Here is a 25683-nt window from a genome sequence, read left to right as displayed (position 1 = left end):
AAGACTCCGGTTATCGCACCCAGGAGGGCAGCGGGATCAGCTTCACCACCTGCGGGTCGTGGTCGGAGATCTGGTCCGGGAACTCCGCGTTCATGTGCACGACGTCGTACGACGAGGCCGGGCGCAGGTTCTGCGAGATCAGGATCTGGTCCAGGATCTGGCTGTTGCCCTCGAACACGTAGCTGTAGCGCTCCGGCAGCGGCAGCGTCCGCGGCAGGTCGATCAGCGAGGTCTTGCCCGAGCCGACCAGGATGTCCGCGGTCTGCGACCAGTCGAAGTCGTTCAGGTCACCGAGCACGACGACGTTCGCGCCCTTGTCCTTGGCGAAGATCTGGTCCACGAACCCGCGTACCGCCTCGGCCTGCTGGTGACGCTTCGGCGCGCTGGACTGCACCGGCGGCTGGAACCGGCCCCAGAGCGGGTCGTCGCCGCCCTTGGAGCTGAAGTGGTTGACGACCACGAACAGCGACTGACCGAGCCAGGTGAACTCGCCGGCCAGCGGGACCCGGGTGTCGGCCCAGGCCGGGTTGGCCGGGTCGACGCGGCCCGGCGACGAGCTCAGGTGCGGCTTGCCGAACCGGTCGGTGGTGATCGTCGTCGCGACCGTGGAGCCGCCGCCCGCGCGGTCGACGAACTTGACCGGCTTGTCGGTCCGATACATGAACGCGACCCGGATGTTGCCGCCCGGCTCTCCGCCTTCCTCGCCGTCGACCGGGTCGATCTCGCGCCAGGCGTACTTCGGTCCGCCCGCCTTCACGATCGCGGCGGCCAGCGTGTTCAGCGTGACGTCGGCAGCGACCGTCCCGGAGTTCACGGCGCCGTCGTTGTCCTGCACCTCTTCGAGCCCGAGGATGTCCGGCGAGGCGAGGTTCTTGACGACGGCCTGCGCCAGCCCGTCGAACTTGGCCGGACCGTCGGCGGGGTCGAGGTTCTCGACGTTGAACGTCGCCACCGATACCTGCGCGATCGAGGACTTCTTGGTGACCTCACGCTTGACGCCGCCGTCGATGACGGTCGGCGTGACGGTCGGCAGGAACTTGAAGTTGCCGAACGAGTAGTCCAGAACACCCGTCACGACACCGGCCAGCTTGTCACCGGTCTTCGCGTCCGGGATCGGCACCAGTACGTCGTCCAGCAGCACCCGCTCCGGGTTGCTGTCGGTCTTCTGCAGCAGGATCCCGCCGCGGACCGTCCGCACCTCGGCACCGGCCGGCACGACGGACAGCTCGCGGAACGAGCTCGTCGGGCCGGTGACCTGCGGCTGGTTGATGCCCAGCCACATGCCCTCCAGCGACTCCCAGAAGTCCAGCCCGTCATTGGCCGGGTCGAACGCCGTACTCGTGGTCTCGACGTCACCGGCCGAGTCGTCGTCGATCACGGTCGACGGCGGAACGCGTCCGCCCGGGCCGACGATCGTTGCGGCCGGTACGGCGGCAGTGCCGGTGACGGTGATCTTCGCGTTGGTCAGCTCGGTGGTCGTCAGGTTCGTCGTACCGCCGGAGCCGCCGGGGCGGAACTCGGCGACCGAGCCCTCGACGTTCAGTGCGTCACCGACGGAGACGGTCGGCGCGGAGCTGGTGAAGACGAACACGCCCTCGCTGGTGGCCGGGTTGTCGTCCGGCTGCGGGTCCTGGAACCAGAAACCGTTGCTGCTCACCGCGGTGACCACACCGGTGACGTTGGAGACCCGCTTGCCCTCGAGCGGCGAGCGGTGCGCGGCGCCCTGGATGTCGTGGATCTTGGCGTCCACGGGCGGCTCGGCCGGTCCACCGGTCAGCGTTCCCGGCGACGGGTTGCCCGCGCTGAAGTCGGCGCTGTTGTTGTCGGTGTCCTGCTTCGGGTCGTTGCGCGCGGCCGAGGTGGTGTTCGACAGGCCCGGCGCAGGCGCGGTCTCGGAGTCTCCCGCGGTGCCATAGCCGACGTAGTCCTTCACGCTCGGGTCCGCGTGGCAGGTCGCCCCGCAGGCGAGCGCGGTCTGCGTGGTGACCAGCGCGACCTTGCCGGCCGTCGCGGACATCGGGATGGTGCCGGTGACGTTCGGGGTGGGCATCGGCTGGCCGTTCGCGCCGCCGCCCTCCTGGACCAGGTACGTCGCTCCCGGGTCGATGCTGCCGGTCAGCTTGGTGACCTGCCACGTGCTGCCGGCAGCCGACGCGTACTGGACCGACCAGCCGCTCACATCGATCGCGGCCGAGCTGTTGTTGGTCAGCTCGACGAAGTCGTTCGTGTACGGCGCGCCGCTGTTGCCGCCACCGCCGTACACCTCGGTGACGAGCACATCGGTCGAAGCGGCCTGGGCGGGCGTGGCGAGGATGGCCACCGCCAACCCGGAGGCGAGAAGACTGGTCGTGACCACGAGGGCGCCCAGGCGGCGCCGTGGTCGGTTCAGGGCAGACATGGCCCGGATTCTCACACCGGCAGATGTGCGTTCCAAGGTCCAACGCGTGAACACCCGGTGCGCGCCTCGAACGCACGGGTGATCATTCGCCCAGCGCGAGCAACTGGTACACCTCCACCGGCTCTGCCTTGCCTTTCAGACTCAGCAGTCCGAGTGACTCGGTGCGTGCCTGCGGCAGGAGCGCCTTCGTCGCCGGCCCGATCGCGACCGCCCCGCCGGGAGCCTTGCCTTCGATCCGGGACGCGACATTCACCGTGTCCCCGATCACGGTGTGCGTCCGCCCGCCCTCGGTCCCCAGCAGGCTCACCGACGCGATCCCGCTGTTGATCCCGACCCGGAACTTCGGCCAGTTCGGGTGCGTGGCCTGGACAGCGGCCGCGGCTGCCTGCAGCGCGAGCCCCGCGGCGGCCGCCAGGCGTGCGTGGTCCGGCTGGTCGCCCCGCTTGTTGAAGGTGACCATCAACGCGTCCCCGATGATCCGGTCGACATCGCCGCCGTGCCGTCGTACCACCTGCGGTACGACGACCTCGAAGTACGTGTTCAGCATCGCGGTGACCTCGGCCGGACCGTGCTTCTCGGAGAACGTCGTGAAGCCCTGCAGGTCCGCGAACAGGACGCTCAGCTCGCGCTCCCCGGACACGGTGCCGGCCTGGTACAGGTCGGCGAACCGCTCCTCGTACCACTGGATCCGCACCCCGGCCACAACCAGCACGAACGCCGACAGCATCAGCACGTGCCACTCCCACCAGGACAGGTGCCAGTTCCGCGCGAACACCAGCGCGACCATCGCCTCGGCGAGCAGCACGAACGCGGACACCATCGACAGCAGCATCAACGACGGCCGGGCCCACCAGGTCTGCAGATACCGCACCGCCGCAACGGCATAAAGGATGATCGCGGGGATGGCGAGGGCCGTCAGGATGCCGTCGGCGGTCTCCGGAACCGCCGTCTGGTGCAGCGGCGGCAACCGCAGTACCGAAGCCACCGCCCACAACACCATCAGGAGCAGCAGGGCGACGCGGAGACGACGGCCCCAGGCGACGCCCGAGATGGTCAGACTCGACAGGAATGCGAACACGGACCCCAGCGCGACGCCCACCGGCGTTGCGAGCGTGAATCCGGCGTTCGGCGTGTCGAGCAGGACCTTCGGAGTCGCGAGCGCGTGCAGTCCGAGAAATCCAGCCGCCGACAGGAATGCCAGCGACACGAACAGCACGCGCGCGTCGCCTCGGCGTAGTGCCGTGGCGCCGGTCAGATACGCCAGACCGGCGCTGAGGCTCGCCGTCAGCAGTACCAGCCAGAAGTGCGTCGGATGATGCTCCCAGTGCAGGTCCAACTGTGGCTGGCGCAGGAGCAACACCAGACCCGCGAGCGGTACGAGCAGCACCAGCGCGGTGAGCGCCACCATCGCCGGCGTGTAGACGAACCGCCGTTCAGGCATCCGACGAGACCCTGAGATGGGTGTGGATCTGCGAGACCACCACGGATCCTTCGCCCACCGCCGAGGCCACCCGCTTCACCGACTCCGACCGCACGTCCCCGACGGCGAACAGCCCGGGGACCGTCGTCTCGTAAGGCTGTGGCGGCCGGTTCTCGTGCCACAACGGATCCGCGGCCGCGTCCGATCCGGTCAGCACGAACCCGCGCGGATCCCGCGCCACGCCCTCCGGCAGCCATTCGGTCCCCGGCACCGCGCCGATCATCACGAACAAGCCGTCGATCGGCATGGTCTCCTCGGCGCCGGTCTTGCGATCGCGCAGCGTCATCCGCTGCAGCCGCCCGTCGCCGCCGCCGTCGACCACCTCGCTCGACGCCCGCACCGTGACGTTGTCCGCGGCATCGATCGCGTCGATCAGGTACTTCGACATACTCGCCGTCAGGTCCTCGCCGCGGATCACCAGCAGCACCTGCCGGCAGTAGCGCGCGAGGTGCAGAACCGCTTGTCCCGCTGAGTTCCCGCCGCCGACCACGCAGGCGTCCCGATTCATCAGCCCGTGCGCCTCCGAGACGCTCGCGCCGTAGTACACGCCGTTCCCCATCAGCTTCTCCAGCGAGGGAACGTTGAGCCGCCGGTACGTGACGCCCGTCGCGAGGACGACTGCTCTCGCCGTCACTTCGCCCACATCACCGATCACGGCACGGAACTCGCCGTCGCTCTTCTCGAGATGCTCGACCGTCCGCATCAGTACGAAATGCGCCCCGAACACCCACGCCTGCTGATACCCGCGCTGCGCCAGATCCGACCCGCGAATACCGCGCGAGAAACCGAGATAGTTCCGGATCAGCGAACTCGTACCGGCTTGCCCGCCGATCGACTCCCGCTCGACGACGAGCGTCCGCAAACCCTCGGACGACGCATACACCGCGGCGGCCAATCCACCAGGACCGGCCCCGATCACCAGTACGTCGAACGACGTGTCGTCCGACGCCAACGTCGTCGGCACACCCCAGGCCTCGGCGATTTCCACATCGGTCGGATCACGCAGCAGGGTGCCGCCGACTGCCGGCATCCACACCAGCACACGGTCGCCGGGATCCGGCTCGCCGATGAACTCCAGCGCGTCGTTCGCGAGCGGCGTACCGCTGGCCCGGAACGCACTCGGGATCCCGTTGCGGGCCAGCAGGCTGCGGATCTCCTGGCCCCGGACCGACAGCTCGGCCGCGATCACCACGACCTCACGCAGGTTCGCGACCTCGAACCGCGACCACTCCTGGACGAACTCGGCCACGGTCCGGTGGAACAGCTCGTCGTGCCCGATCCACGGTTTGAGGACGTAGTAGTTGATGTCGCCGACCGACATCGCGGTCAGGATCGCGGAGGCCGTCGCACGGTCGGCCCACGCGCCCCACTCGATCAGCAGCGCACGGCGCGCGTCCGGATGCAGGGTCCGTGCGGCCGCGAAGAGATCGGCGCGTTCGTCGTCGGGCAGCGCGTTGTCGACCATGACGACGGCGACCCGCTGTTCCGACTCGTGTGCTCGGCGTAGAACGTCCAACGCAGCCGCGGTCGTCGCCTCGCCCCGCACGCGGAAGTCGGCGCCGAAGCCGCGGTCCAACTCCGTTTCGCAACGCTCCAGACGCTCCGGGTCAGCGTCGACGACGAGCAGTAGCGGTCTGGCCGCCTTCAAGCGCGGCCGTTTCGGTTCACGATGCCCCCGGGGCTCCCCACCCATGGTGTGACGGTAGGTCCGCACAAACCGCGTGGCAATGCGTAAAGCGTTTGTTCGCCGGATCCCTGTCCGCCCCAGTGGGACAGGGATCCGGCAAAACCCTTTAGTTCACTGCGACCGCGGACCAGGCGGCCGCGACGGCTGCGCGCTCGCCGCTGCCGGCGCCGTACAGGTCGGTGGCCGCGTTCAGCGTCGCGGTCCGGGCCTGGGCGTACGTCGTTCCGCTGGTCATGTACGTCGTCAGCGCGCGGTACCAGATCTTGCCGAGCTTGTCGTGGCCGATGCCGGTGATCGACGAACCGTTGCAGGTCGGCGAGTTGTGCGGCAGACCGCCGATCGTCTTCGCGCCGGTGCCCTCCGCGAGCAGGTACGCGAAGTGGTTCGCGATCGCCGACGAGTAGTGCACGTCGAGGTTGCCGACGCCGGAGCTGTAGCAGTCGGGGGACTGGCCGTCCTTGCTCGGCTTGTCCATGTACCGCAGCGCCGGACGGTCCTTCATGATCTTCTCGCCGATGTAGTAGTCACCCGGGTCGGCGGCGCTGTCGGAGTAGAACTCGACGAGGGTGCCGAAGATGTCGCTGGTCGCCTCGTTCAGGCCGCCGGACTCACCGGAGTACGTGAGGTTGGCGGTGTGCTCGGTGACGCCGTGGGACATCTCGTGGCCGGCCACGTCGATCGAGACCAGCGGTCCCGCCGCGACGTTGTCGCCGTCGCCGTACGTCATCTGCTTGCCGTCCCAGAACGCGTTCACGTAGTTGGTGCCGTAGTGCACGCGGCTCGGAACGCCCTTGCCGTCGCCGAAGATCCCGTTCCGGCCGTGCACGTTCTTGTAGTAGTCGAACGTGGTCGCGGCGCCGTAGTGCGCGTCGACGGCCGCCGATGCGCGGTCGGCGGTGGTGCCGGTGCCCCAGTGGTTGTCCGCGTCGACGAACTTCGTCGGCGTCGGGCAACCCAGCTGGAGGATCTGGCACAGGATCGAGTCGGTCTTGTTGTTCGCGTCCGCGGTGAAGCCGTTGCCGCGAGTCGCGTCCGTCAGCGTGAAGCCGCCGGTGGCCGTCGACGTCTGCAGCGGCACGGTCCCGGAGTACAGGCTCTTGCCGTCACCGGCCGCGGTCTCGATGTGCTGCTCGCTGACCAGCTTCGCGCCGGTCAGGGCATCGATCGTCGTGGTGATGCGGCTCGGCGTGCCGTCGGCCTGGGTGCCGCCGGTGGTGACGAGGTAGGCCAGCCGCGGAGCGCCCTTGCGGGCCTCGATCACCAGGCTCGGCTTGCCCTCGGCCTTGAGGCCCTTGACGAGTGCCTTCGCGGTCGCGGTCGCGACGCTGACCTTCGGCGTACGGCCGACGTTCGCGCTCTTGCTCAGCGTCAGGCTGGCGCCCTTGAACGCGCCGTCCTTGGCCTGATGCACGACGACGTCGCCGCCGAGCACCGGGAGGCCGCCGATCGTGCGGTCCATCCGGACGTGGTTGGACCCGTCGGCGTCGACGATGACGTCCTTGACCACGAAGGCGTCGGCAGTCGTGGCCCGTAGCGCGGTGAGGTTGCTGGTGATTGCTGACTTGGCCTTCGCGATGGCCGCGGCGGGGGTGGGGACAGGCGAGGCCGTCGGCGCGCCGGTTGCTGTGGTGGCGCTGGTCAGTCCGAGGGCGGTAGTGGTCACCACTGCGGTAGCAGCGGCGAACAGGGCGGATCTGTTCATCCTCGCGCTCCTTCTCAGGTGTCCCGGGGGCCTCACGCCCCAGGAACGAGGTGCAGGAACGTTACCGCTCGGTCACCTACCGTGGCCATAGCTCGGGAAAGGTTGCCTTTCCCGCCCAGCACTCCTCCCCGCTCCCGGACGTCTCAGGGGTCAACCCCTGACCTGGCCGGTTGCGGAGGCTGATTCTCGGGGGGCAACCGGCAACCTGCGGGGTTGACCCCTCAGACGGCCTCGGCGGGAGTGGTGACGCGGGATGGTCGGCGGGAGTGGTGACGCGGGATGGTCGGTGGGGGGCGATACCGTCGTGCTCATGGCGAAGAGCACAGCGGTGATGCTCACTGTGGGGGACCGCGAGGTCCGGGTTTCCAGCCCCGAACGCGTTGTCTACGAGGCGACCGAGTGGGCTCCGGAGGTCACCAAGCTTCAGGTCTGCGAGTACTTCATCGGTGTGGCTCCGGCGTTCATGCGCGCCTCGGGCGACCGACCGGTCGCCCTGGAGCGCTGGCCGGGTGGCTGGCGCGAAGGGATGACGCTGTCGGTGGACGCGGTCGGTCGGCAGACGGGCGACGGCTTCTACTCCAAGCGTCTCCCGAAGGGCGCTCCCGACTGGCTCGAGACCTGCCGCGTGCTGACGCCGAACGACCGCCCGATCGACGAGCTCTGCCTGACCGAGCCGGCCGCCGCGGTGTGGGCGGCCCAGATGGGCACGCTGGTCTTCCATCCGTGGGCCGTCCGTAAGACCGATCTCGACCGCCCCGACGAGCTGCGCATCGACCTCGATCCCCAGCCGGGTGCGACCTTCGCCGACGCCCGACGGGTAGCCGGTGTCGCCCGGGAGCTCCTCGAGGAGCTGGGGCTTCGCGGGTATCCGAAGACCAGCGGCAACCGGGGGATCCACATCTACGTGCGGATCCGGCCGGAGTGGTCCTTCGACGAGGTCCGGCACGCCGCGATCGGTCTCGGCCGTGAGCTCGAGCGCCGCGACGACGGTGTGACGACGGCGTGGTGGAAGGAGCAGCGCCGTGAGGATGCGATCTTCCTGGACTTCAACCAGAACCTCCGCGACCGCACGGTCGCTGGTGCGTGGTCGCTGCGGCCCCGGCCCGGTGCCCCGGTGAGTACGCCGATGTCCTGGGAGCGGCTGGCCGAGGTCGACGATCCGCGGGCGTTCAACCTGCACACGGTCCCGGAGTACCTCTCGGACGGTGATCCGTGGGCGGACATGGACGAGACGGCGTACTCGCTCGATGCGCTGCTGCGGCTGTGGGAGGAGCTGCCCGGTGGCGAGCTGAACTTCCCGCCGGACTACCCGAAGATGCCGGGGGAGCCGCCGCGCGTCCAGCCGAGCAAGAAGGTTGCCGAGCACTGGGACGAGCAGGGCAACCGGATCGCACCGGACTGACACTTCGGGAAGCTGCTTCGTCGTAGTGGTGTCAAAGAGTTCATCCGCTAAGGAGAAACACCACTATGGACGCCCGTCTCAACCTGTTCACCAACCCGGTGCTCGGTAAGTTCATCAAGCACCTCAACGCGGCCGCCCGGGTCGCGCTGGACGCCGGCGTACCGCTCACGACCCTTGAGCTGGTCGAGTTGCGGGCCAGCCAGATCAACGGCTGCGCCGTGTGCGTCGACATGCACTCGAAGGACGCCGCACACCACGGCGAGACCGCGGTCCGGATCAACCTGGTGGCGACCTGGCGCGAGGCCACCGTCTACACCGACGCGGAGCGTGCCGCACTGGCGCTGACCGAGGCCGGTACCCGGATCGCCGACGCCGCCGGCGGAGTCCCCGACGACGTCTGGCTGAACGCGACCAAGTACTACGACGAGAACCAGCTGGCCGCGCTGGTCGGCGCCATCGCCGGCATCAACACCTGGAACCGCCTCAACGTCATGACCCAGCAACCCGCCGGCGACTACGTCCCGGGCCAGTGGGGCTGATCCTCAGATAGTGCGCAGTGCCCCGCCGTCGATCGGGATGATGATGCCGGTCAGGTACGAGGCGGCCGGGGAGAGGATGAAGGCGGCGACCCGGCCGAACTCATCGGGCGTGCCGTACCGGCGCAGGGGGATGGTCTTCTCCGACGCCCGGCGGGTCGCCTCGGGGTCGCCGCCCTTGCCGTCCAGCTCCTTCAGGCGGTCGGTGGAGATGCGGCCGGGCATCAGGCCGTTGACCCGGATTCCGTTCGGGCCGAGCTCGTCGGCCAGCGTCTTGGCCACCATCGCCAGGCCGGGGCGGAGACCGTTCGAAATCGCCAGTCCGTTGATCGGGGACTTCACCGACGACGACAGCACGAAGGCGATCGACGTCCCCTCCGACCCGGCCCGGGCGACCGCGCGAGCGATCCGCAGCCCGCCGAGGAAGACGCTCTCGAACGCCGACCGCCAGTCGTCCTCTTCGCTGTCGAGCGCCGTGCCGGGCCGAGGCCCGCCGACGCTGATCAATGCGCCGTGCAGCGCACCCCACTTGGCGATCGCGGTCGCTGCCAGCCGCTCCGCGCTCTCGGGATCGGCGTTGTCGACCGGGATTCCGACGACGTTCTCGCCGAGCTCGGCCGCGGCGCGGGAGATCGACTCCTCGTTGCGGCTGGAGATCACCAGCCGCGCGCCTTCGGCAGCAAGGGCCTTCGCGGTGGCGAAGCCGAGCCCGGCGCTGGCGCCGGTGACGATGTAGGTGCGATCGCGCAGTCCGAGGTCCACATCACCATCCTGCCCCACCGCACCGGCTGGCGCACCTCGACAGTTCGTGGCCCCCGGCAAGAACTAGTACGCCGACTTGCGCAGCGGCGACTCGGCCGTGGTCAGATGCCAGGCAGTGTTGACCAGACCGAGATGGGAGAACGCCTGCGGGAAGTTCCCGAGCATCCGGCCCGACGTCACGTCGTACTCCTCGGCGAGCAACCCGACGTCGTTGCGTAGGGCAACGAGTCGTTCGTAGAGATCGCGGGCCTCGCCGACCCGGCCGATCATCGCCAGCGCGTCCGCGAGCCAGAAGGAGCAGATCAGGAACGTGCCCTCGCTGTCGTTGATCCCGTCGTCGGTGTGCTCGGTCAGGTAGCGCCGGACGAACCCGTCCGACGCCAGCTCCCGCTGCACCGCCTCCACGGTCCCGACCACCCGCGGATCGTCCGCCGGCAGGAACCCGACCTGCGGGATCAGCAGTACGGCGGCATCCAGCGCCTTGCTCCCGTACGCCTGCGTGAACGTGTTCCGGTCCGCGTCGTACGCCTGCTCGCAGACGGCCCGATGGATCTCGTCGGCCCGCGCCCGCCACTCCTTCGCGGGCCCGTTCAGCCCGAATCGCTGCACCGCCCGCGCGGCCCGGTCGAACGCGACCCAGGCCATCACCTTCGAGTATGTGAAGTGCTGCCGCCCGCCGCGGACCTCCCAGATGCCCTCGTCCGGCTGGTCCCACACGTCGTCGAGATGCGCCATCAGGCCGCGCTGCACCTGCCATGCCTCGTCGGTCGCGCCGATCTGATGTTCGCGGGCCAGCGCCAGAACGTCCATCACCTCGCCGAACACATCGATCTGCAGCTGCTCGGCGGCCGCGTTCCCGATCCGGACCGGCGCCGATTCGGCGTACCCCGGTAGCCAGCCGGCCTCGAACTCGGTCAGCCGGCGTTCACCGGTCACGCCGTACATGATCTGCAGGTCCGCGGGCGATCCCGCGATCGCGCGGAGCAGCCAGTTCCGCCAGGCCTCGGCCTCGTCGGTGTAGCCGGCGCGGAGCATCGCGGACAGCGTCATCGTTGCATCGCGCAACCAGCAGTACCGGTAGTCCCAGTTCCGCCGGCCGCCGAGCGCCTCGGGCAAGGACGTGGTCGGCGCCGCGACGATACCGCCGGACGGCGCGTAGGTAAGCGCCTTCAACGTCAGCACCGACCGCGTGACCTCCTCGCCGAAGTCGGTCGAGCTGTGGCTCCGGCCGATCCACTCCCGCCAGAACGTCTCGGTCGGCTCCAACGACTGCAGCGCATCCGTCGGCTCGGGCAGCGGATGGTGCGACGGGTGCCACGTCAGAACGAACCAGGCGCGGTCGTTCTCCGAGACGCGGAAATCGGCGTACGTCGCAAGGTCGCGTCCGTACTGATGCACGTCCGACCGCAACGACACCGCATCCGGTCCGGCGATCGCATCGATCTGTCCGTCGTCGGACCGCCGTACCCACGGAACGACGTGACCGTAGTCGAACCGCAGCTTCAACTCCGACCGCATCTCGACGGATCCGCTGACGCCTTCGACGATGCGTACGACGTCCGGCGCGGCATCGCGTGGCGGCATGAAGTCGATCACGCGCACCGTGCCGGTCGAGGTGGACCACTCGGTCTCCAGCACGAGCGTGTCGCCGCGGTAGTGCCTGCTGCTGATCGCGTCCGCGTCCCGCGGCGCCATCCGCCAGTGACCGTTGTCGTCGCTGCCGAGCAGCGCGGCGAAACAGGCAGGCGAATCGAAACGCGGGAAGCACAGCCAGTCGATCGATCCCTGCTTCGACACCAGTGCGGCGGTCTGCAGGTCACCGATCAGCGCATAGTCCTCAATCCTTCGCTGCGGCACGGGCCTCGGGCCGCTCGGCGACTTCTGGCTGCTCTGGCGCGGGCTTCTTGGCACCGCGGACCTCCTGTCGGGAGAAGTAGACGAGTCCGCCGACGGCCAGCAGCGCGAAGAACCACCACTGCAGGCCGTAGAAGAAGTGTGGGCCGTCGTCGATCTCCGGACCCGGGAAGCCCAGGAAGGCCGGATCGTTCGCCGGCTCCTCCTTGGTCACCATCATGTAGCCGTCGTACAGGTTCAGCCCGAGCACCTTCGCGAAGTCCGGGCCGTTGATCAGTCGCGCCGTACCGCCGTCCGGGACGCCGCCGTTCGTGTGGCCGCCACGTTCGCTGCGCTGCAGGCGTCCGGTGACCGTGACCTCGCCCGTCGGCACCGCGGGGATCTTCAGCGGCATCAGTTCCGAACTCTGCCTCGGCAGGAACCCGCGGTCGATCAGGACCGCCTTCCCGTCGGCGAGGACCAGTGGGGTGACGATCTCGAAGCCCGGCCGGTCGTCGATGTTGCGGTACTTGAGCACGATCTGCTTGGTCGCGTCGAACCGCCCGGTGACGACGGCGGTGCGCCAGGCGTGCTGGTCGCCGACGACGCCCGGCGGGCCCAGGATCTGGTCGATCGGCGCCGGCGCCGCGGCCAGGTTCGTCCGGGTCACCTCGTTCCGCGCCTTGCGTTCCTCGAGGCGATGGAACTGCCAGCGACCGAGCTGCACGCACACGAAGGCGAGCACGAGGACGGCCAGCGCGGCGGCGATCCAGCGGACGTTCATCAAGCGACCCACGTCTCGAACTTAAGCCATGCCCTGAAATCGCCGACGCGCGGCACGTACGCTGGTGTGATGACAGCGATCCAGGAGGCGACTCAGACGGGTCTCGCGGACCGGTATGGCCGGGTCGCCACGGACCTCCGGATCTCGCTCACGGACCGCTGCAATCTGCGGTGTACGTACTGCATGCCGGAAGAGGGTCTGGACTGGCTCGCCAAGCCCGAGCTGCTCACCGACGACGAGGTGATCCGGCTGGTTTCGGTCGCTGTGACGCACCTCGGCGTGAACGAGATCCGCTTCACCGGCGGCGAACCGCTGCTCCGCCGCGGTCTGGTCGGGATCGTTGCCCGGACGACCCAACTCACGCCCCGCCCCGAGGTTTCGCTGACCACGAACGGGATCGGCCTTGCCCGGCAGGCGCAGGCGTTGAAGGACGCCGGTCTCGATCGGGTGAATGTGAGCCTCGACACTATTCGCCCGGAGACCTTCAGGCGGCTCACCCGCCGGGACCGCGCACACGACGTGATCGCCGGTCTCGAGGCGGCTCAGGCGGCCGGCCTCACCCCGGTGAAGGTGAACGCGGTCCTCATGCGCGGCGTGAATGACGCAGAAGCGCCGGAATTGCTGGAGTTCTGCCTCGACCGCGGCTACGAACTGCGGTTCATCGAGCAGATGCCGCTGGACGCGCAGCACGGCTGGGACCGGTCGACGATGATCACCGCCGACGAGATTCTCGAAACCCTGTCCGGCCGGTTCGCGCTGACACCCGACGACGCCTCGAAGCGGGGGAGTGCGCCGGCCGAGTCGTTCCTGGTCGAGGGCGGGCCGCAGACCGTCGGCATCATCGCCTCGGTCACCCGGCCGTTCTGCGGCGACTGCGACCGGGTCCGGCTGACCGCCGACGGTCAGGTCCGCGACTGCCTTTTCGCCCGTACCGAGTCCGACCTTCGGACGGCGTTGCGGAACGGCGCGGACGATGCCGAGTTGGCCGACCGCTGGCGACGTGCGATGCGGAACAAACTCCCGGGCCACGGCATCAACGACCCGAGCTTCCTGCAACCGTCCCGGCCGATGTCCGCGATCGGCGGATGACGGTCATACCGGCCCAATCCGGAAATGTACTTTTTCGCTAGGCGGCATTCACCCGGTGAATGGTTCGACCTCGCGCAGGAATGACCGCCGGGCCAGGAAGTCGGACAAGCTCTCCTTGTGTTCGTCACAGGCGAGCCAGGTCTTGCGCCGGTCGGGTGTGTGGATCTTCGGGTTGTTCCACCGCACCGCCCAGGTCGCAGGCTGGCCGCATCCTCTGGCGGAGCAGACCGCCGGTGCGGCTTCTTCACTCATGCGCTGGCGCCATTCCTCTGCATTCCTGATGTCTCAATAATCAATAGCCTGGGCAAAATGAAGCGACGTCGGACAGCCACGGGGGGAGCCGTCCGACGCCGCATCAAGTCCCTGAATTTCACTCATGAACTTCAGAGCACGCGGGAGATTCTGACACGGATCAGTGCCAGTTTTCCAGTCCCGGCCAAGATCACTTTTCGGTGTCGGTCCGGGGGTCCTCACGAGGCCCCTGATGTGGGTCCTCGTCCTGCGGTACGACGACCGTCGGACGCTCCCCGATCGCGAGCCTCGACGGTGCGATGTAGGGGTCCGCGGCGGGCTGCGTCGCCGATCGTTGCGCGTTCGCCAGCACCACCGCGAAGTACGGCAGAGCGATCGCTCCGACGACGAACAGCCAGCGCCACGGCGACGGGGTCAGGACCGCCAGCACGAAGCAGACGATCCGGATCGACATCATCCAGGCGTAACGCACGATCCGGCTGTCCAGATCCTCGGAACGTCCCGGCTGTGCACTCGTCACCGAAATGACGGTTTCGCCGGTCCGCTCGCGGTGTCGCGACATCTATCCTCCTCAGCAAGAACAACGGTACGCCGCGCCGTCGCCCCGCGCGCAGCCAGGATGGAGAGGAATGTCGCATGACCGATCGCACCTACCGCGTCACGGAGATCGTTGGCACCTCCAAGGAGGGCATCAACCAGGCGATCACCAACGGCATCGCCCGCGCCGGCGAGACCCTGCGTCACCTCGACTGGTTCGAGGTCACCGAGATCCGCGGCCACGTCGTCGACAACCAGATCGACCACTACCAGGTCGGTATGAAGGTCGGCTTCCGCCTCGAAGACTCCTGACCTCACCACCCACCCCCCGGACGTCTCAGGGGTTAACCCCGCAGGCGGTCGGTTGAGACCTCAGAATCAGCGTCCGCAACCGACCAGCACGGGGGTTGACCCCTGAGACGTCCGGGGAGGAGGGGTGGGCGACCCGCTGTGCGGGGCAGGGCGTTGTAGGCGATAGCGTTCGTGCCGCTGACTTGTGTGGTGACGGGTGAGGAGGGCTTGTGGGTAGGTCTGTGTTGGTGACCGGCGGTAGCCGGGGGATCGGGCTGGCGATCGCCGCCGCGTTCAAGGAGGCCGGCGACCAGGTCGCGGTCACGTACAACACCAGCCCGCCGCCGGAGGGCTTCCTCGGTGTGAAGTGCGACATCACCGACCAGGAGCAGGTCGACGCCGCCTTCGACACGATCGCGGAGCAGCACGGTCCGGTCGAGGTACTGGTGGCAAACGCCGGCATCACCCGCGACACGCTGCTGCTGCGCATGTCCGACGACGACTGGGACTCGGTCATCGAGACCAACCTCACCGGGTCGTTCCGGGTCGCACGCCGGGCCGCGAAGGGCATGCTGCGGCTGCGCAAGGGCCGTATCGTCTTCATCTCCTCGGTGGTCGGCCTGCTCGGCTCGCCGGGCCAGGTGAACTACGCGGCCAGCAAGTCCGGCCTGATCGGCATGGCCCGCTCGATCGCCCGCGAGCTCGGGAGCCGCGGCATCACCGCGAACGTGGTCGCTCCGGGCTTCGTCGAGACCGACATGACCGCGGTCCTGCCGGAGGAGACCCAGAAGCAGTACCTGAGTCAGATCCCGCTCGGCCGCTTCGGGCTGACCGAGGAGATCGCGAACGCGGTCCGCTGGCTCGCCTCCGAGGAGGCCGGCTACATCACCGGCGCGGTGATCCCGGTCGACGGCGGCATCGGCATGGGCAACTAAACCTCTTACTACCTAGAAAGGGCATGCCGGTGGGCATCCTCGACGGCAAGCGCATTCTGGTCGCCGGAGTCACCCTCGACTCGTCGATCGGCTTCGCCACTGCCAAGGTGGCGCAGGAACAGGGCGCCACCGTGCTGATCTCGAACTTCGGCCGCGCGCTCAGCATCACCAAGCGGATCGCGAAGCGCCTGCCGACCGAGCCGCCGGTACTGGAGCTCGACGTCACCAACCCCGAGCACCTGGCCGCTCTGCCCGATGCGGTCCGCGAGCACGTCGACGGTCTGGACGGGGTCGTGCACTCGATCGCGTACGGCAATCCGGAGACGATCCTCGGCGGGAAGTTCCTGGACGGTCCGTGGGACGACGTATCCCAGGCGGTGCACGTCTCGGCGTACAGCCTGAAGGCGCTGGCGGTGGCGTGTGCGCCGCTGATGAGTCGTGGTGGCAGCGTCGTCGGACTGACCTTCGACGCGACCGTCGCGTGGCCTGGGTACGACTGGATGGGCGTGGCCAAGGCTGCCCTCGAGTCGACGAGCCGGTACCTGGCCCGCGATCTCGGTGCCCAGGGCATCCGATGCAATCTGGTCTCGGCCGGTCCGCTGAAGACGCTTGCGGCGAAGGCGATCCCGGGCTTCGAGAAGTTCGAGGAGCCGTGGCTGGACCGCGCGCCGCTCGGGTGGGACCCGTCCGATCTCGAGCCGACCGGCCGCACGATCGTGGGTCTGCTCAGCGACTTCTTCCCCGCGACCACGGGCGAGATCGTCCACGTCGACGGCGGCTACCACGCGATGGGTGCGTGATAGGTGGCCACATCGCTGGTTGAGCTCCGCGTCCTGGACGGCGCCAACCTCTATTTCAGTCGTGCCGCGGTCAAGCTGACACTCGACGTCTCGTCGATCGTCGACGCCCCCGCACCGGCGGCCAAGGCCTACGGGCAGGCGATCGGCCTCGGCACCACCCGGCCCGGCCGGATCGGGTCGGGCTTCCGGCAGCGGTTCGCGATCCGCGTCGTCGGTCACGTCGTACGACGGATCGCGCGCGAGGCCGGGATCGGGCGGATCGGCGTCCGGGTCCGCCCGGAGAACGACGTACGGCGGTTGGTCGTCGCGTTCCCGTGGGCGCACGAGGCCCGGGCGCAGGCGCTCGGTGCAGCGATCGTCGAGGTGCTGGATGCGTTCGGAGCTGAAGATCTGAGCGAGCTGATCGCGGCCGTGGGGGAGCGGGTGCGGGACGAGCCGCCGGGCAACCCGCCGCCGACGCTGCGGCCCAAGGTCCCGGTGGTCGCGGTGACCGGGACGAACGGCAAGACCACGACCTCGCGGATGATCGCGCACATCGGTCGCGCCGCCGGCCTGCACGTCGGCTGGTCGAGCACCGACGGCGTGTACTTCGACGGCGAACTGATCAAGTACGGCGACTTCTCCGGCCCGAGCGGCGCGGCACAGGTGCTGTCCCAGCCCGGGATCCAGCTCGCGGTGGTCGAGACCGCGCGCGGCGGGATCCTGCGGCGCGGGGTCGGCATCGCCTACAACGACGTGTCCGTCGTCACCAACGTCAGCGCGGACCATCTCGGTCTGGGCGGGATCGACACGATCGACCAGCTCGCCGAAGTGAAGGCGGTCATCACCCAGATCACCCGTCCGCGCGGATGGTGTGTGGTGAACGGCGACGATCCGCGGACGTTCGCGATGCGGCTCGGCTCGCCGGCCAAATGCTGGGTGTTCTCGCGTGACCCTGACTCGCCGTCGATCCGGGCGGTGCTCGACGAGGGCGGCCGGGCGACGACGGTGCTCGACGGGTTCGTGACGGTGCTGGACCAGTCGCGGGATCCGGAACCGTTGCTGAAGGTCGTCGACGTACCGATGACGCTGTCGGGGCTGTCGCACTACAACGTCGAGAACACGCTGGCCGCGGCATCGGCGGCGCTCGGGCTCGGGCTGCCGCGGGCGGCGGTGATCGAAGGGCTCAGCACGTTCGCGCCGAACGAGAACAACCCCGGCCGGATGAACATGTACTCGCTGCGCGACTTCACCGTCGTCATCGACCTCGCCCACAACGAGGCCGGGCTGGAGGCGCTGCTCGAGATCATGAACGGCGTCCGCCGCGAAGGCGGCCGGCTGATGCTGGCTCTCGGGTCGCCGGGGGACCGGGCCGACGACATGGTCGCGGCGCTCGGTGCCATGGGTGCGCGGGGGACCGACCGGGTGGCGATCGGTCACAAGAGCGATTACCTGCGCGGACGGCCGCCGGCGGAGCTCGAGGCGGTGTTCCGCGAGGGCGCCGCATCGGTGGGTGTGGACGACGTACCGGCGTACCCGACCGAGCTCGAGGCGGCGCAGGCACTGGTCGCGGAAGCTCTGCCGGGCGATGTGGTGGCGGTGATGTCTCTGCAGGATCGGGCGAGTCTTGACGCCTGGTTGCGGTCCGAGGGAGCTACTGTCGACACACCGGAGACCTTGAAGAGCAAGGTCGAGAGAGCCCAGCACTGAGCCCTGTCCGCCCGTCGGTTGGGGTGGGAACGGGGTTTGTATGCGCTACCTGTGGTCGATTCCGGCCGCGGTGGTCGCCTGGTTCGTGGGCGGCTTCTCCGCGACGTACCTGAAGGGCCTGCCCGACGGTACGACGTACTTCGTGCCGCCGCGGATCGACCTCGTGCTGCTCGGCGGATTCGCGGGCGGTGTGCTGGCCGGGTTGCTGATCGGTCGCGCGCGGGCCGCCGTGCCGGTGGTGCTGGTCGTTGCCGCGGGCATGTGGTGGCTGACCGGGAACTCGTTCTCCGACCGGGAGATGCTGATCACGTTGCTGGCGGCAAGTGCTGTCGGCGCCTTCTTCGGTGCCATCGGCACCAGAAGCTCGGTGGTCGCGGCGTTCGCGCTGGCGCTGCCGGTGGCCTGGTACGCGCAGCGGCCGGCTGAGCAGTTGGCCGACTGGCGATGGCTCTGGCAGCTGAACGGTCTGCTGGTCGGCGCCGGGCTCGCGCTGCTGCTGTACCTCGCCTGCTGGAAGCGCGGATGGCCCTCGGTCGGCTCGTGGATTCCGCTGGCCGGGTTCTACCTGGTGTGCAACGGCTTCGTCGAGGCCGTGCAGGTGGTCGCCCGCTCCAACGGCAAGCCGATGGACGCCGTCGGCGACGCGTCGACCGAGGCGTTCTTCCAGTCCTTCCAGCCGTTGCTGCGCGAATACTGGCCCTGGATGGTGGTCGCCGTACTGCTCGCGATCCCGATGGTGGCGCTCAAGCTCCGCGCCCTCCCGCCACCACCGCCGCCTCCGGACCCGTACGCCGACCGCTCGAACGACGCCGTACTCTCCGACGACCTCGACTGGATCGACGAGAAGGAAGCCCCCCGCCGCCTCCTACCCCGCCGCCAACCGGTGAACTAGCTCGGGCTCGGGGCGATCTTCCCTGCCGCGTCGAGCGGCGTGACTGCGGTGACCTGGGACTCGGCCGCGCTGACCACCACCGCGAAGAACCTGAAGCGGCTGCTGTTCGGTGTGCCGATCGCATCGGTGTCATAGGTCTTGCCACCAGCGGTGACGCGGACCTTGCGTGCCTCGGCGGACACCGCACCCATGACCATCGTGAGGTGCATGGGGGAGCCTGCGTTCGGAATCACCGCCGGGACGGTCTTGTACTGCGAACGCTGGTCGGGCTGCCAGTTCTCGTAGAAGCAGCCTTTGGCGCCGCCGAAGCTCTTCGCCGGACCCTCGTCGGTGATGACGAGACAGCCGTCGCTGTAGTACGACGCGACCGCCCAATGCTCATTGGGGATGCTGCCGTCGGTGACATAGAAGGCCGGCGCGTACTTGAGCGCGTCCGGCTGTGTCGTGAACGCCGGCTCGTCGGACCACGGCTGAGGAAGTGGCGTGTACCTGAAGTCGAGGTTCTGGGTCCGCTGCGAGGGACTCGGCGAGGGCGTCGCGACGCCGGGCTCTGCCGACTTGATCGAGCCGATGACCGTGCCGGCCACGACGACGGCGATCGCTGCGACCGCCGCGCACACGGCGGCCGCCGTACGGCGACGCAGTTGGCGACTCTTGATCCGCAGCCGGATCGGGGCCGCCGGGTCGGCCGGCTCGGGCCGGTCGTCGGTGAGCAGCGCGAGCTTGGCTCCCAGATCGTCAGTCATCAGATCCCCCTTTCGGTGAGGTCGGCCAGTTCGTCCGGCGTGGCGAACGTGATGTCGGTGCGGAGCGCTTCCAGGCCACGGCGGGTGTGCTGCTTCACGGCGCCGACCGAGCAGCCGAGGAGGTCGGCGACGGTGCGCTCGGACAGGTCCTCGGCGTACCGGAGGTAAACGGCGGCGCGCTGGCGCGGGCTGAGGCGTGCCATCGCCTGGTGCATCGCGAGGCGTTCGTCCACCTGAACGGTCGCCGGATCGGCGACGGTCTCCGGTGGCGTCTCGGTGGGGCGTTCACCTCGCCAGCGCCGGCGACGGGCGGACAGGAAGTGGCTGGCGATGATCTTGCGCAGGTAAGCCTCCGGGTTCCCGTCGCGCACCTTGTGCCAGTGGAACCACAGCTTGGTGAAGGCGTCCTGCGCGAGGTCCTCCGCCTTCTGATGGTCCAGGGTGAGGGCATAGGCGAGCCGCGCGGTCGCGGTCCACCGCGCCCGCACGAACTCGTCGAAGTCGTCCTCGGCTGTCATCCGCACACCCCTACAACGCGGTGAACAGCGTCGCAGGGTGACAGGTCAGGCGAGTTCCGTTCAGGTTCCGCGGGTTCCTCGTCCGGGGGGACGAAGTCGGGGTCGCCGCCTTCGTCACCCGAGCGGGCTCCGGCTTGGGCGAGGTGGGAGACCGATTCGAGCTCGGACAGGACCTGCTGGTGCTGGTCGACGCACAGGACGACGAGGTCGCCGGGGTTCGAGCGGTTGAGCGCGTGCTTGACCGCGTCCAGCTCCTCGAGCACGGTGTCGACCTGGCGGCAGCGGGCGCCGTTCTCCATCGCGGCACGTACGCCGGCCTCGACCAAGGCAGCCGATTCGCCGCGCTTGCGTCCGCGCAACCGGGCATCCTCGCGGACGATGACCACGTCGAAGTGCTGTGCCGCGACCTGACCCAGTTCGCGGATGTCGTCGTCGCGGCGGTCGCCCGCGGTCGCGATCACGCCGATCCGGGACGGCCGCCCGAGCTCGGACGACGCGGTCAGGCTCTCGCCGAGACGATCGACGAAGTCGCCGAGCATCCGCATCGCCGGCGCGTTGTGGCAGTAGTCGACGATCACGGTCCGCCCGTCCACGTCGATCTCGTTCAAGCGCCCGGGCGACAGGTAGTACGACGTACTGAACGTCCGCAGACCCTGCCTGATGTCGTGCAGCGAAGCGCCCGCCGCGAAGGCAGCCGCCGCGGCCGCCATCGCGTTCTGCACGTTCATCATCGCCCGCCCGCCGAACGTTGCCGGCAGCAAGTGAGTCCACGCGAGCTGCATCGAACGCCGGCCGTGCTTCACCACGATCATGTCGCCCAGGTCGGACCGCTCCAGCACGACCGCGCGACCACCGCGACGGCAGTGCCCCTCGATGTAGTCGCGGACCTCGCTGCCCGGCTCGGCCATGCTGAACCACACGACCTGCCCCGAGCACTTCCGGCGCATCTTCCGGACCAGCGGATCGTCGGCATTGAGTACGGCGTACCCCGTCCGCGGCACCGCCTCGACCAGCACCGCCTTCACGTCGGCGAGCTGCTCGAGCGTGTCGATGCCGCGCAGTCCCAGGTGATCGGGCTGGACGTTCAGTACCACGGCGACGTCGTTGCGCTCGTACCCGAGGCCCTCGCGCAGGATGCCGCCGCGTGCCACCTCGAACACCGCGAAGTCGACCCGCGGGTTCTGCAGCACCATCCGCGCGGATTTCGGCCCGGACGCGTCCTGGCGGATCACCAGCCGCTCGTCGATCACGATGCCGTCGGTCGACGTCATCCCGACCTTGCGGCCCAGACCCTTGAACACGTGGCTGATCATCCGCGAGGTCGTGGTCTTGCCGTTCGTACCGGTCACCGCGACGATCGGGATCCGGCTGGTTGCGCCCGGCGGGAACAGCATGTCGACGACAGGCTTCGCGATGTACTGCGGCTCGCCGATCGTCGGGTTCGTGTGCATCCGGAACCCGGGCGCGGCGTTGACCTCGCAGATCGCGCCGCCGGTCTCACGCACCGGCTGGGTGATATCGGGGCAGATGAAGTCGATACCGGCGATGTCGAGCCCGATCATCCGGGCCGCCTCCTCGGCGATCTCGATGTTCTCCGGGTGCGCCTCCCAGGTCCGGTCGATCGAGATCCCGCCGGTGGACATGTTGCCGGTGAGCGTCAGCTTCACCATCGCGTCCTCGGGCGGTACGTCGTCCAGCTCGAAGCCCTGGTCGCGGACCAGCTGCCGCGCGGCGGCGTTGATCGTGATCCGGGTCAGGATCTTCTCGTGACCGACTCCGCGGCGCGGGTCGGCGTTGGTGATGTCGACCAGCTCGGCCACGGTGTGGATGCCGTCGCCGACGACGTGCGCGGGCACGCGTTCGGCGATCGCCTCCATCCGGCCGTTGATGATCAGGCAGCGGTAGTCCTTGCCGGTGACGAAGTTCTCCACGATCACGGAGCCGCGCCGGGACTGCTCGGCGGCGATCGGGAACGCCTCGCGGACCGCGTCGGCGTCCTGCAGGTTCAGGCAGACGCCGCGGCCGTGGTTGCCGTCGAGCGGCTTGCACACGACCGGGTAGCCGATCTTGTTCGCGACGGTGACCGCTTCCTCGACCGTGCGGATCGACTCCGACCGAGGCACCGGCAGGCCGGCGGACGCGAGCAGCCGGGTGGTGAGGTCCTTGTCGCTGGCAACGTCCACCGCGATCGAACCGGTCTCGGACGTCATCGTGGCCCGGATCCGCTTAGCGTGCACGCCCTGACCGAGCTGCACCAGGCTGGCCTTGTTCAACCGGATCCACGGGATGTCCCGGGACACGGCTTCGTCCACGATGGCCTGCGTCGACGGGCCGAACGCCGTACGCTCGGCCTGCTTGATGAACTTCTCCAGCTCGGTGGTGAAGTCGAACGCGGGCTGTCCATTCTTCATTTGGGGCTGGACCAGGTTGTTCACGAACCGTACGGCGAGCTCGCCGGCCGCGAGGCCGACCGCCTCGTCGGCGTACGCGTAGGTGATGTTGTAGATGCCGGGGGAGCCCTTGACCTGCCGGGTCTTGCCGCGGCGCATGTCGTGGCCGGCCTCCTGCTGGAGCTGGAGTGCGACATGCTCGGCGATGTGCCCGAGCCAGGTGCCCTCGTCCAGCCGCTCGATGAATCCGCCCCGGCGGCCGCGCGAGCAGTGGTGCTGATCGAGCCGCGGCAGGTAGGCCAGCAGCCGCTCCTTGAACCCGGGGATGGTGTTCGACGGGAAGTTCTCCAGCGAGCCGAGATCGACGACGAGGTGGATCGCGGGGTCGTAGCTCCAGATGTTCGGGCCGCGGTAGACGCGGGTCTCGATGATCTTCAGGTCGGGGGCGGGGGTGCCTGTGGTTTCGGTCATGCGGGGCATCACACTTCTGGTTGCGTGCGGTCGGGGAGCAAGGTGTTCTCAGCGTCGGCGCCGGCCGTGATCGGCTCGGTCGCCTCCGGTCTGGACTCCCCGGCGGCCGCGGATTTCTTCGACGTACGGCGTCCCGCCCGCTTCTTGCGGTCCGCGTAGTACTTCGGTGACACCCCCTCCGCCGCGATCTCCTTCGCGAGCTTGCGAAGGTCCGCCTCGGCCGCCTCCATCTCGGCGAGCTCGGCTGCCGGCGGCTGCTTGCCGAACGACAGCAGGACGCGGTCCTGGAGGTCGAACGTCGCGGTGGCCGGAAGTACATGCAGTACGACGCCGGACGCGAGCAGCGGCTCGGACCGGCCGGCGTAGTGCCCGTTGGACCTGATCCGGCTGCCGTCGAAGATCGTCACCGCGCCGCGGCCGACAACCTCCAGGTGCGAGCCGCGGAACACGGCCGCGGTGTCCTCGTCGACGCCGATCCCGAGCAGGCCGGGGGACTGGGCGACGAGCGACAGCAGCCGGCCGTACCGGTTCCGCTGGGCGAAGTGCTGGTCGACGATCGCGCCCTGGACCAGGCCGAGGCCGCTGGCCAGCTGGCTCATCCGCTGCCGCGGGGTGGCGCCGGAGCGGCCGAACGCGATCATGTGTTCGGCCAGGATGCTCGCGCCGGCCGACGTACCACCGACGGCAGCACCGCGCGCGTGGGCCGCGGTGACGGCGCGGCCGAACGCCGTACCGGTGACGACACCGGCGAGCTTGAGCTGGTTGCCGCCGGTCATGAACACGCCGGTCGCGTCGTTCAGCGGGGAGATGAAGGCCGGGTCGTCGGCGTCCTCCCGGTTCTCCGGGCGAACGCCGACCACACTCTCGGCCCCGAGCGCCGCGAACAGCGCCCGGTACACGTCGATGACGTCCGGACCAAGCGCGGACGCAGTAGGCACCACCACGATCCGCGCCTTGGACCCACCAGCCGCCTCCACGAACTCCTGCAACACCGTCCGCTTCTTCAGCTTGTCCTCGGCCCCACCGATCGCGAACAGGGCCCCCGGCCCACCCTGCAGTTCAGACATAAGCTGCAGGATAGGTGCTACTGCCCTCAGTGACCGAACGTGAACCAGTTGAGGTTGACGTAGTCGGCGGGTTGGCCGCTGGTGAAGGTTATGTAGATGGTGTGGACGCCGGTGACCGACGACATGTTGGCGGGGATGGTGCGCCAGGATTGCCAGCCGCCGGTGTTGCCGACGGCGAAGCTGCCGACGGGGGCGTTGGAGCGGCTGTCGAGGCGTACTTCGACGAGTCCGCTGACACCTCCTCCGGCGCCTGATGCGACGCGTGCCACGAACTGCGTCGCCGCGGTGCTGCCGAAGTCGATGCCGTTGTACTGCGCCCAGTCGCCGTTGCCGATCTGCATCAGGTTCTGGCCGCCGCCGGTGTCCGTGGTGGTCTCCAGGCCCATCCCGGACTGCTGCGCGTAAGACTCCGCCTGCAACGTGCCGTACGCCGAGGAGCCGCCCGGCGGGGGAGTCGTCGGTGGCGGAGTGGTGCCGCCGCCCTTCGTCGAGACCGCCACGTAGTCGACCATCATCGGACGGTCCGGCACGGTCGACGCGCGCGGCGTCGGGCCGTTGAGCGCATCCGGGAACGCGCCGCCGATCGCCAGGTTGAGCAGGACGAAGTACCCGGCGTGGGACGTCATGTTCGCCCACGTGTCAGCCGGCAACTGCCCCTGGCTGACCGAGTGGAACTGCTGCCCGTCGACGTACCAGCGCAACTGGTTCGGCGACACCGACGTGTCCCACTCGAACCGGTACGTGTGGAACGCGGACTGGCAGCTCGAGCCCGGGCACGCGCGGTTCGCGCCGATCCCCGTGGTCTCGTTGCACGGGCCGCCCGGGCTGACGCCGCAGTGCAGCACGCCCCAGACCGAGTTGATCCCGTTGACGTTCTCCATGATGTCGAACTCGCCGATCCCCGGCCAGTTCCAGTAGTTCCCGCGGTACGGCGCACCGAGCGCCCAGAACGCGGGCCAGTACCCGAGCGCCGCGTCACCGGTCACGTTCGGCATCTGGATCCGGCTCTCGATTGCCAGCACACCGCCCGACGGCGGCTTGAAATCGCTCCGCTGGCTCTCGATCCGCGCCGAGGTCCAGTTGCCGGCTCCGTCCCGGCGCGGGGTGATCCGCAGGTTCCCGGTGCCGTCGAGCGACACGTTGTCCGGGCTGTTCGTGTAGTTCTGGATCTCGCCGGTGCCCCAGTTCCCGGGGCCGCCCGGGTAACCGTGTCCGGTGTCGATGATCCAGTTGGAGCCTGACGGCAGACTGCCGCTCGACCCGTTGAAGTCGTCACTCCACACCGTCGTCCAGCCGTCGGTAGGCGGCGGCACACTCGCATGTGCGAGCGGTACGACGGCCAGCAGAGGCGCCAGCAGCGCAAGTACTAAGGGGCGGGTACGCATGAACCTATGGGAGCGCTCTCATCGCGCACTGTCAACA

General features: G+C 68.9%; 22 protein-coding genes. 8 read left to right on the top strand and 14 right to left on the bottom strand.

What is annotated here, in order from left to right:
• Positions 1-10 precede the first annotated feature (10 nt).
• From EV645_RS40390 to EV645_RS40375, 4 genes are all read right to left on the bottom strand, one after another.
• Positions 11-2398, bottom strand: a complete 2388-nt coding sequence (locus tag EV645_RS40390; protein ID WP_130450414.1) for a lamin tail domain-containing protein — start codon at positions 2396-2398, stop codon at positions 11-13.
• Between the two features lie 82 nt (positions 2399-2480).
• Complete coding sequence (locus EV645_RS40385; RefSeq protein WP_130450412.1) at positions 2481-3839, bottom strand: adenylate/guanylate cyclase domain-containing protein; 1359 nt, start codon at positions 3837-3839, stop codon at positions 2481-2483.
• Positions 3832-5571 (bottom strand): NAD(P)/FAD-dependent oxidoreductase, encoded by a 1740-nt coding sequence (locus EV645_RS40380; RefSeq protein WP_130450410.1) that lies wholly within the window; start codon positions 5569-5571, stop codon positions 3832-3834. The genes EV645_RS40385 and EV645_RS40380 overlap by 8 nt, the downstream gene beginning before the upstream one ends.
• Positions 5572-5671: 100 nt before the next feature.
• Positions 5672-7267 carry a M4 family metallopeptidase gene (locus EV645_RS40375; protein ID WP_130450407.1) on the bottom strand — a complete coding sequence of 532 codons (1596 nt, stop codon included), beginning with the start codon at positions 7265-7267 and terminating at the stop codon, positions 5672-5674.
• A gap of 310 nt (positions 7268-7577) precedes the next feature.
• Between EV645_RS40375 and EV645_RS40370 the strand changes: the two genes are divergently transcribed.
• On the top strand, positions 7578-8669 hold the full coding sequence (locus EV645_RS40370; protein WP_130450405.1) for a DNA polymerase domain-containing protein: 1092 nt from the start codon (positions 7578-7580) through the stop codon (positions 8667-8669).
• Positions 8670-8734: 65 nt separating this feature from the next.
• Positions 8735-9208, top strand: coding sequence for a carboxymuconolactone decarboxylase family protein (locus tag EV645_RS40365; RefSeq protein WP_130450403.1), 474 nt, complete (start codon positions 8735-8737; stop codon positions 9206-9208).
• Positions 9209-9211: 3 nt separating this feature from the next.
• Here the strand turns inward: EV645_RS40365 and EV645_RS40360 are convergent, their stop codons facing one another.
• The 3 genes from EV645_RS40360 to EV645_RS40350 all read right to left on the bottom strand — a co-directional run bounded on the left by EV645_RS40360 (position 9212) and on the right by EV645_RS40350 (position 12596).
• Positions 9212-9967, bottom strand: a complete 756-nt coding sequence (locus EV645_RS40360; protein WP_130450401.1) for an SDR family oxidoreductase — start codon at positions 9965-9967, stop codon at positions 9212-9214.
• Between the two features lie 63 nt (positions 9968-10030).
• The gene (locus EV645_RS40355) at positions 10031-11878 is read right to left on the bottom strand and encodes a glycoside hydrolase family 15 protein (protein ID WP_242000964.1); all 1848 of its coding nucleotides are present in this window, start codon (positions 11876-11878) and stop codon (positions 10031-10033) included.
• Positions 11805-12596, bottom strand: coding sequence for an SURF1 family cytochrome oxidase biogenesis protein (locus EV645_RS40350; RefSeq protein WP_242000963.1), 792 nt, complete (start codon positions 12594-12596; stop codon positions 11805-11807). Before EV645_RS40350 ends, EV645_RS40355 begins: the two co-directional genes overlap by 74 nt.
• A gap of 57 nt (positions 12597-12653) precedes the next feature.
• Here EV645_RS40350 and moaA point away from each other — a divergent pair, with 57 nt between their 5' ends.
• Entirely contained in the window at positions 12654-13673 is a 1020-nt protein-coding gene (gene moaA / locus EV645_RS40345) for a GTP 3',8-cyclase MoaA (protein WP_130450399.1), read from the top strand.
• Between the two features lie 48 nt (positions 13674-13721).
• Here the strand turns inward: moaA and EV645_RS40340 are convergent, their stop codons facing one another.
• Both EV645_RS40340 and EV645_RS40335 read right to left on the bottom strand, forming a co-directional pair.
• Entirely contained in the window at positions 13722-13925 is a 204-nt protein-coding gene (locus tag EV645_RS40340) for a hypothetical protein (RefSeq protein WP_130450397.1), read from the bottom strand.
• Positions 13926-14115: 190 nt separating this feature from the next.
• Positions 14116-14487 carry a DUF3099 domain-containing protein gene (locus tag EV645_RS40335; protein WP_130450395.1) on the bottom strand — a complete coding sequence of 124 codons (372 nt, stop codon included), beginning with the start codon at positions 14485-14487 and terminating at the stop codon, positions 14116-14118.
• Positions 14488-14561: 74 nt separating this feature from the next.
• Between EV645_RS40335 and EV645_RS40330 the strand changes: the two genes are divergently transcribed.
• The 5 genes from EV645_RS40330 (at position 14562) to EV645_RS40310 (ending at position 19069) form a co-directional block, all read left to right on the top strand.
• A complete protein-coding gene (locus EV645_RS40330; RefSeq protein ID WP_130450393.1) occupies positions 14562-14774 on the top strand; it encodes a dodecin in 213 nt (70 codons plus the stop codon).
• 209 nt (positions 14775-14983) lie between these two features.
• Positions 14984-15688 (top strand): 3-oxoacyl-[acyl-carrier-protein] reductase, encoded by a 705-nt coding sequence (gene fabG / locus EV645_RS40325; protein ID WP_130450391.1) that lies wholly within the window; start codon positions 14984-14986, stop codon positions 15686-15688.
• A gap of 29 nt (positions 15689-15717) precedes the next feature.
• Entirely contained in the window at positions 15718-16488 is a 771-nt protein-coding gene (gene fabI, locus EV645_RS40320; protein WP_242000994.1) for an enoyl-ACP reductase FabI, read from the top strand.
• 3 nt (positions 16489-16491) lie between these two features.
• Positions 16492-18177, top strand: a complete 1686-nt coding sequence (locus tag EV645_RS40315; RefSeq protein ID WP_130450387.1) for a Mur ligase family protein — start codon at positions 16492-16494, stop codon at positions 18175-18177.
• A 40-nt stretch (positions 18178-18217) separates the two neighbouring features.
• Entirely contained in the window at positions 18218-19069 is an 852-nt protein-coding gene (locus tag EV645_RS40310; RefSeq protein WP_130450385.1) for a hypothetical protein, read from the top strand.
• On the opposite strand, the gene EV645_RS40305 is transcribed toward EV645_RS40310, so the two are convergent.
• Genes EV645_RS40305 through EV645_RS40285 form a run of 5 tightly spaced genes read right to left on the bottom strand, consistent with a single transcriptional unit; the run spans position 19066 to position 25646 of the window.
• Positions 19066-19815, bottom strand: coding sequence for a hypothetical protein (locus tag EV645_RS40305; RefSeq protein ID WP_130450383.1), 750 nt, complete (start codon positions 19813-19815; stop codon positions 19066-19068). The genes EV645_RS40310 and EV645_RS40305 overlap by 4 nt on opposite strands.
• Positions 19815-20333 carry a SigE family RNA polymerase sigma factor gene (locus EV645_RS40300; RefSeq protein ID WP_130450381.1) on the bottom strand — a complete coding sequence of 173 codons (519 nt, stop codon included), beginning with the start codon at positions 20331-20333 and terminating at the stop codon, positions 19815-19817. Before EV645_RS40300 ends, EV645_RS40305 begins: the two co-directional genes overlap by 1 nt.
• Positions 20330-23194, bottom strand: coding sequence for a cyanophycin synthetase (gene cphA / locus EV645_RS40295; protein WP_242000962.1), 2865 nt, complete (start codon positions 23192-23194; stop codon positions 20330-20332). The genes EV645_RS40300 and cphA overlap by 4 nt, the downstream gene beginning before the upstream one ends.
• A gap of 8 nt (positions 23195-23202) precedes the next feature.
• A complete protein-coding gene (locus EV645_RS40290) occupies positions 23203-24261 on the bottom strand; it encodes a cyanophycinase (RefSeq protein ID WP_130450379.1) in 1059 nt (352 codons plus the stop codon).
• Between the two features lie 26 nt (positions 24262-24287).
• Positions 24288-25646, bottom strand: a complete 1359-nt coding sequence (locus tag EV645_RS40285) for a glycoside hydrolase family 16 protein (RefSeq protein WP_130450377.1) — start codon at positions 25644-25646, stop codon at positions 24288-24290.
• Positions 25647-25683 lie beyond the last annotated feature (37 nt).

It is taken from the genome of Kribbella rubisoli, from assembly GCF_004217145.1.
Taxonomy (GTDB): Bacteria; Actinomycetota; Actinomycetes; order Propionibacteriales; family Kribbellaceae; genus Kribbella; species Kribbella rubisoli.
Note: the sequence above shows the minus strand (reverse complement) of the source record. Positions and strands in the feature narration are given on the sequence as shown.

Coding starts and splice junctions, on each gene's coding strand:
- EV645_RS40305 (WP_130450383.1), bottom strand. CDS start 19,815: ATGACTGACGATCTGGGAGCCAAGCTCGCGCTGCTCACCGACGACCGG.
- EV645_RS40340 (WP_130450397.1), bottom strand. CDS start 13,925: ATGAGTGAAGAAGCCGCACCGGCGGTCTGCTCCGCCAGAGGATGCGGC.
- EV645_RS40385 (WP_130450412.1), bottom strand. CDS start 3,839: ATGCCTGAACGGCGGTTCGTCTACACGCCGGCGATGGTGGCGCTCACC.
- EV645_RS40300 (WP_130450381.1), bottom strand. CDS start 20,333: ATGACAGCCGAGGACGACTTCGACGAGTTCGTGCGGGCGCGGTGGACC.
- EV645_RS40375 (WP_130450407.1), bottom strand. CDS start 7,267: ATGAACAGATCCGCCCTGTTCGCCGCTGCTACCGCAGTGGTGACCACT.
- EV645_RS40330 (WP_130450393.1), top strand. CDS start 14,562: ATGACCGATCGCACCTACCGCGTCACGGAGATCGTTGGCACCTCCAAG.
- moaA (WP_130450399.1), top strand. CDS start 12,654: ATGACAGCGATCCAGGAGGCGACTCAGACGGGTCTCGCGGACCGGTAT.
- EV645_RS40370 (WP_130450405.1), top strand. CDS start 7,578: ATGGCGAAGAGCACAGCGGTGATGCTCACTGTGGGGGACCGCGAGGTC.
- EV645_RS40285 (WP_130450377.1), bottom strand. CDS start 25,646: ATGCGTACCCGCCCCTTAGTACTTGCGCTGCTGGCGCCTCTGCTGGCC.
- EV645_RS40335 (WP_130450395.1), bottom strand. CDS start 14,487: ATGTCGCGACACCGCGAGCGGACCGGCGAAACCGTCATTTCGGTGACG.
- EV645_RS40290 (WP_130450379.1), bottom strand. CDS start 24,261: ATGTCTGAACTGCAGGGTGGGCCGGGGGCCCTGTTCGCGATCGGTGGG.
- EV645_RS40390 (WP_130450414.1), bottom strand. CDS start 2,398: ATGTCTGCCCTGAACCGACCACGGCGCCGCCTGGGCGCCCTCGTGGTC.
- cphA (WP_242000962.1), bottom strand. CDS start 23,194: ATGACCGAAACCACAGGCACCCCCGCCCCCGACCTGAAGATCATCGAG.
- EV645_RS40310 (WP_130450385.1), top strand. CDS start 18,218: ATGCGCTACCTGTGGTCGATTCCGGCCGCGGTGGTCGCCTGGTTCGTG.
- EV645_RS40380 (WP_130450410.1), bottom strand. CDS start 5,571: ATGGGTGGGGAGCCCCGGGGGCATCGTGAACCGAAACGGCCGCGCTTG.
- EV645_RS40365 (WP_130450403.1), top strand. CDS start 8,735: ATGGACGCCCGTCTCAACCTGTTCACCAACCCGGTGCTCGGTAAGTTC.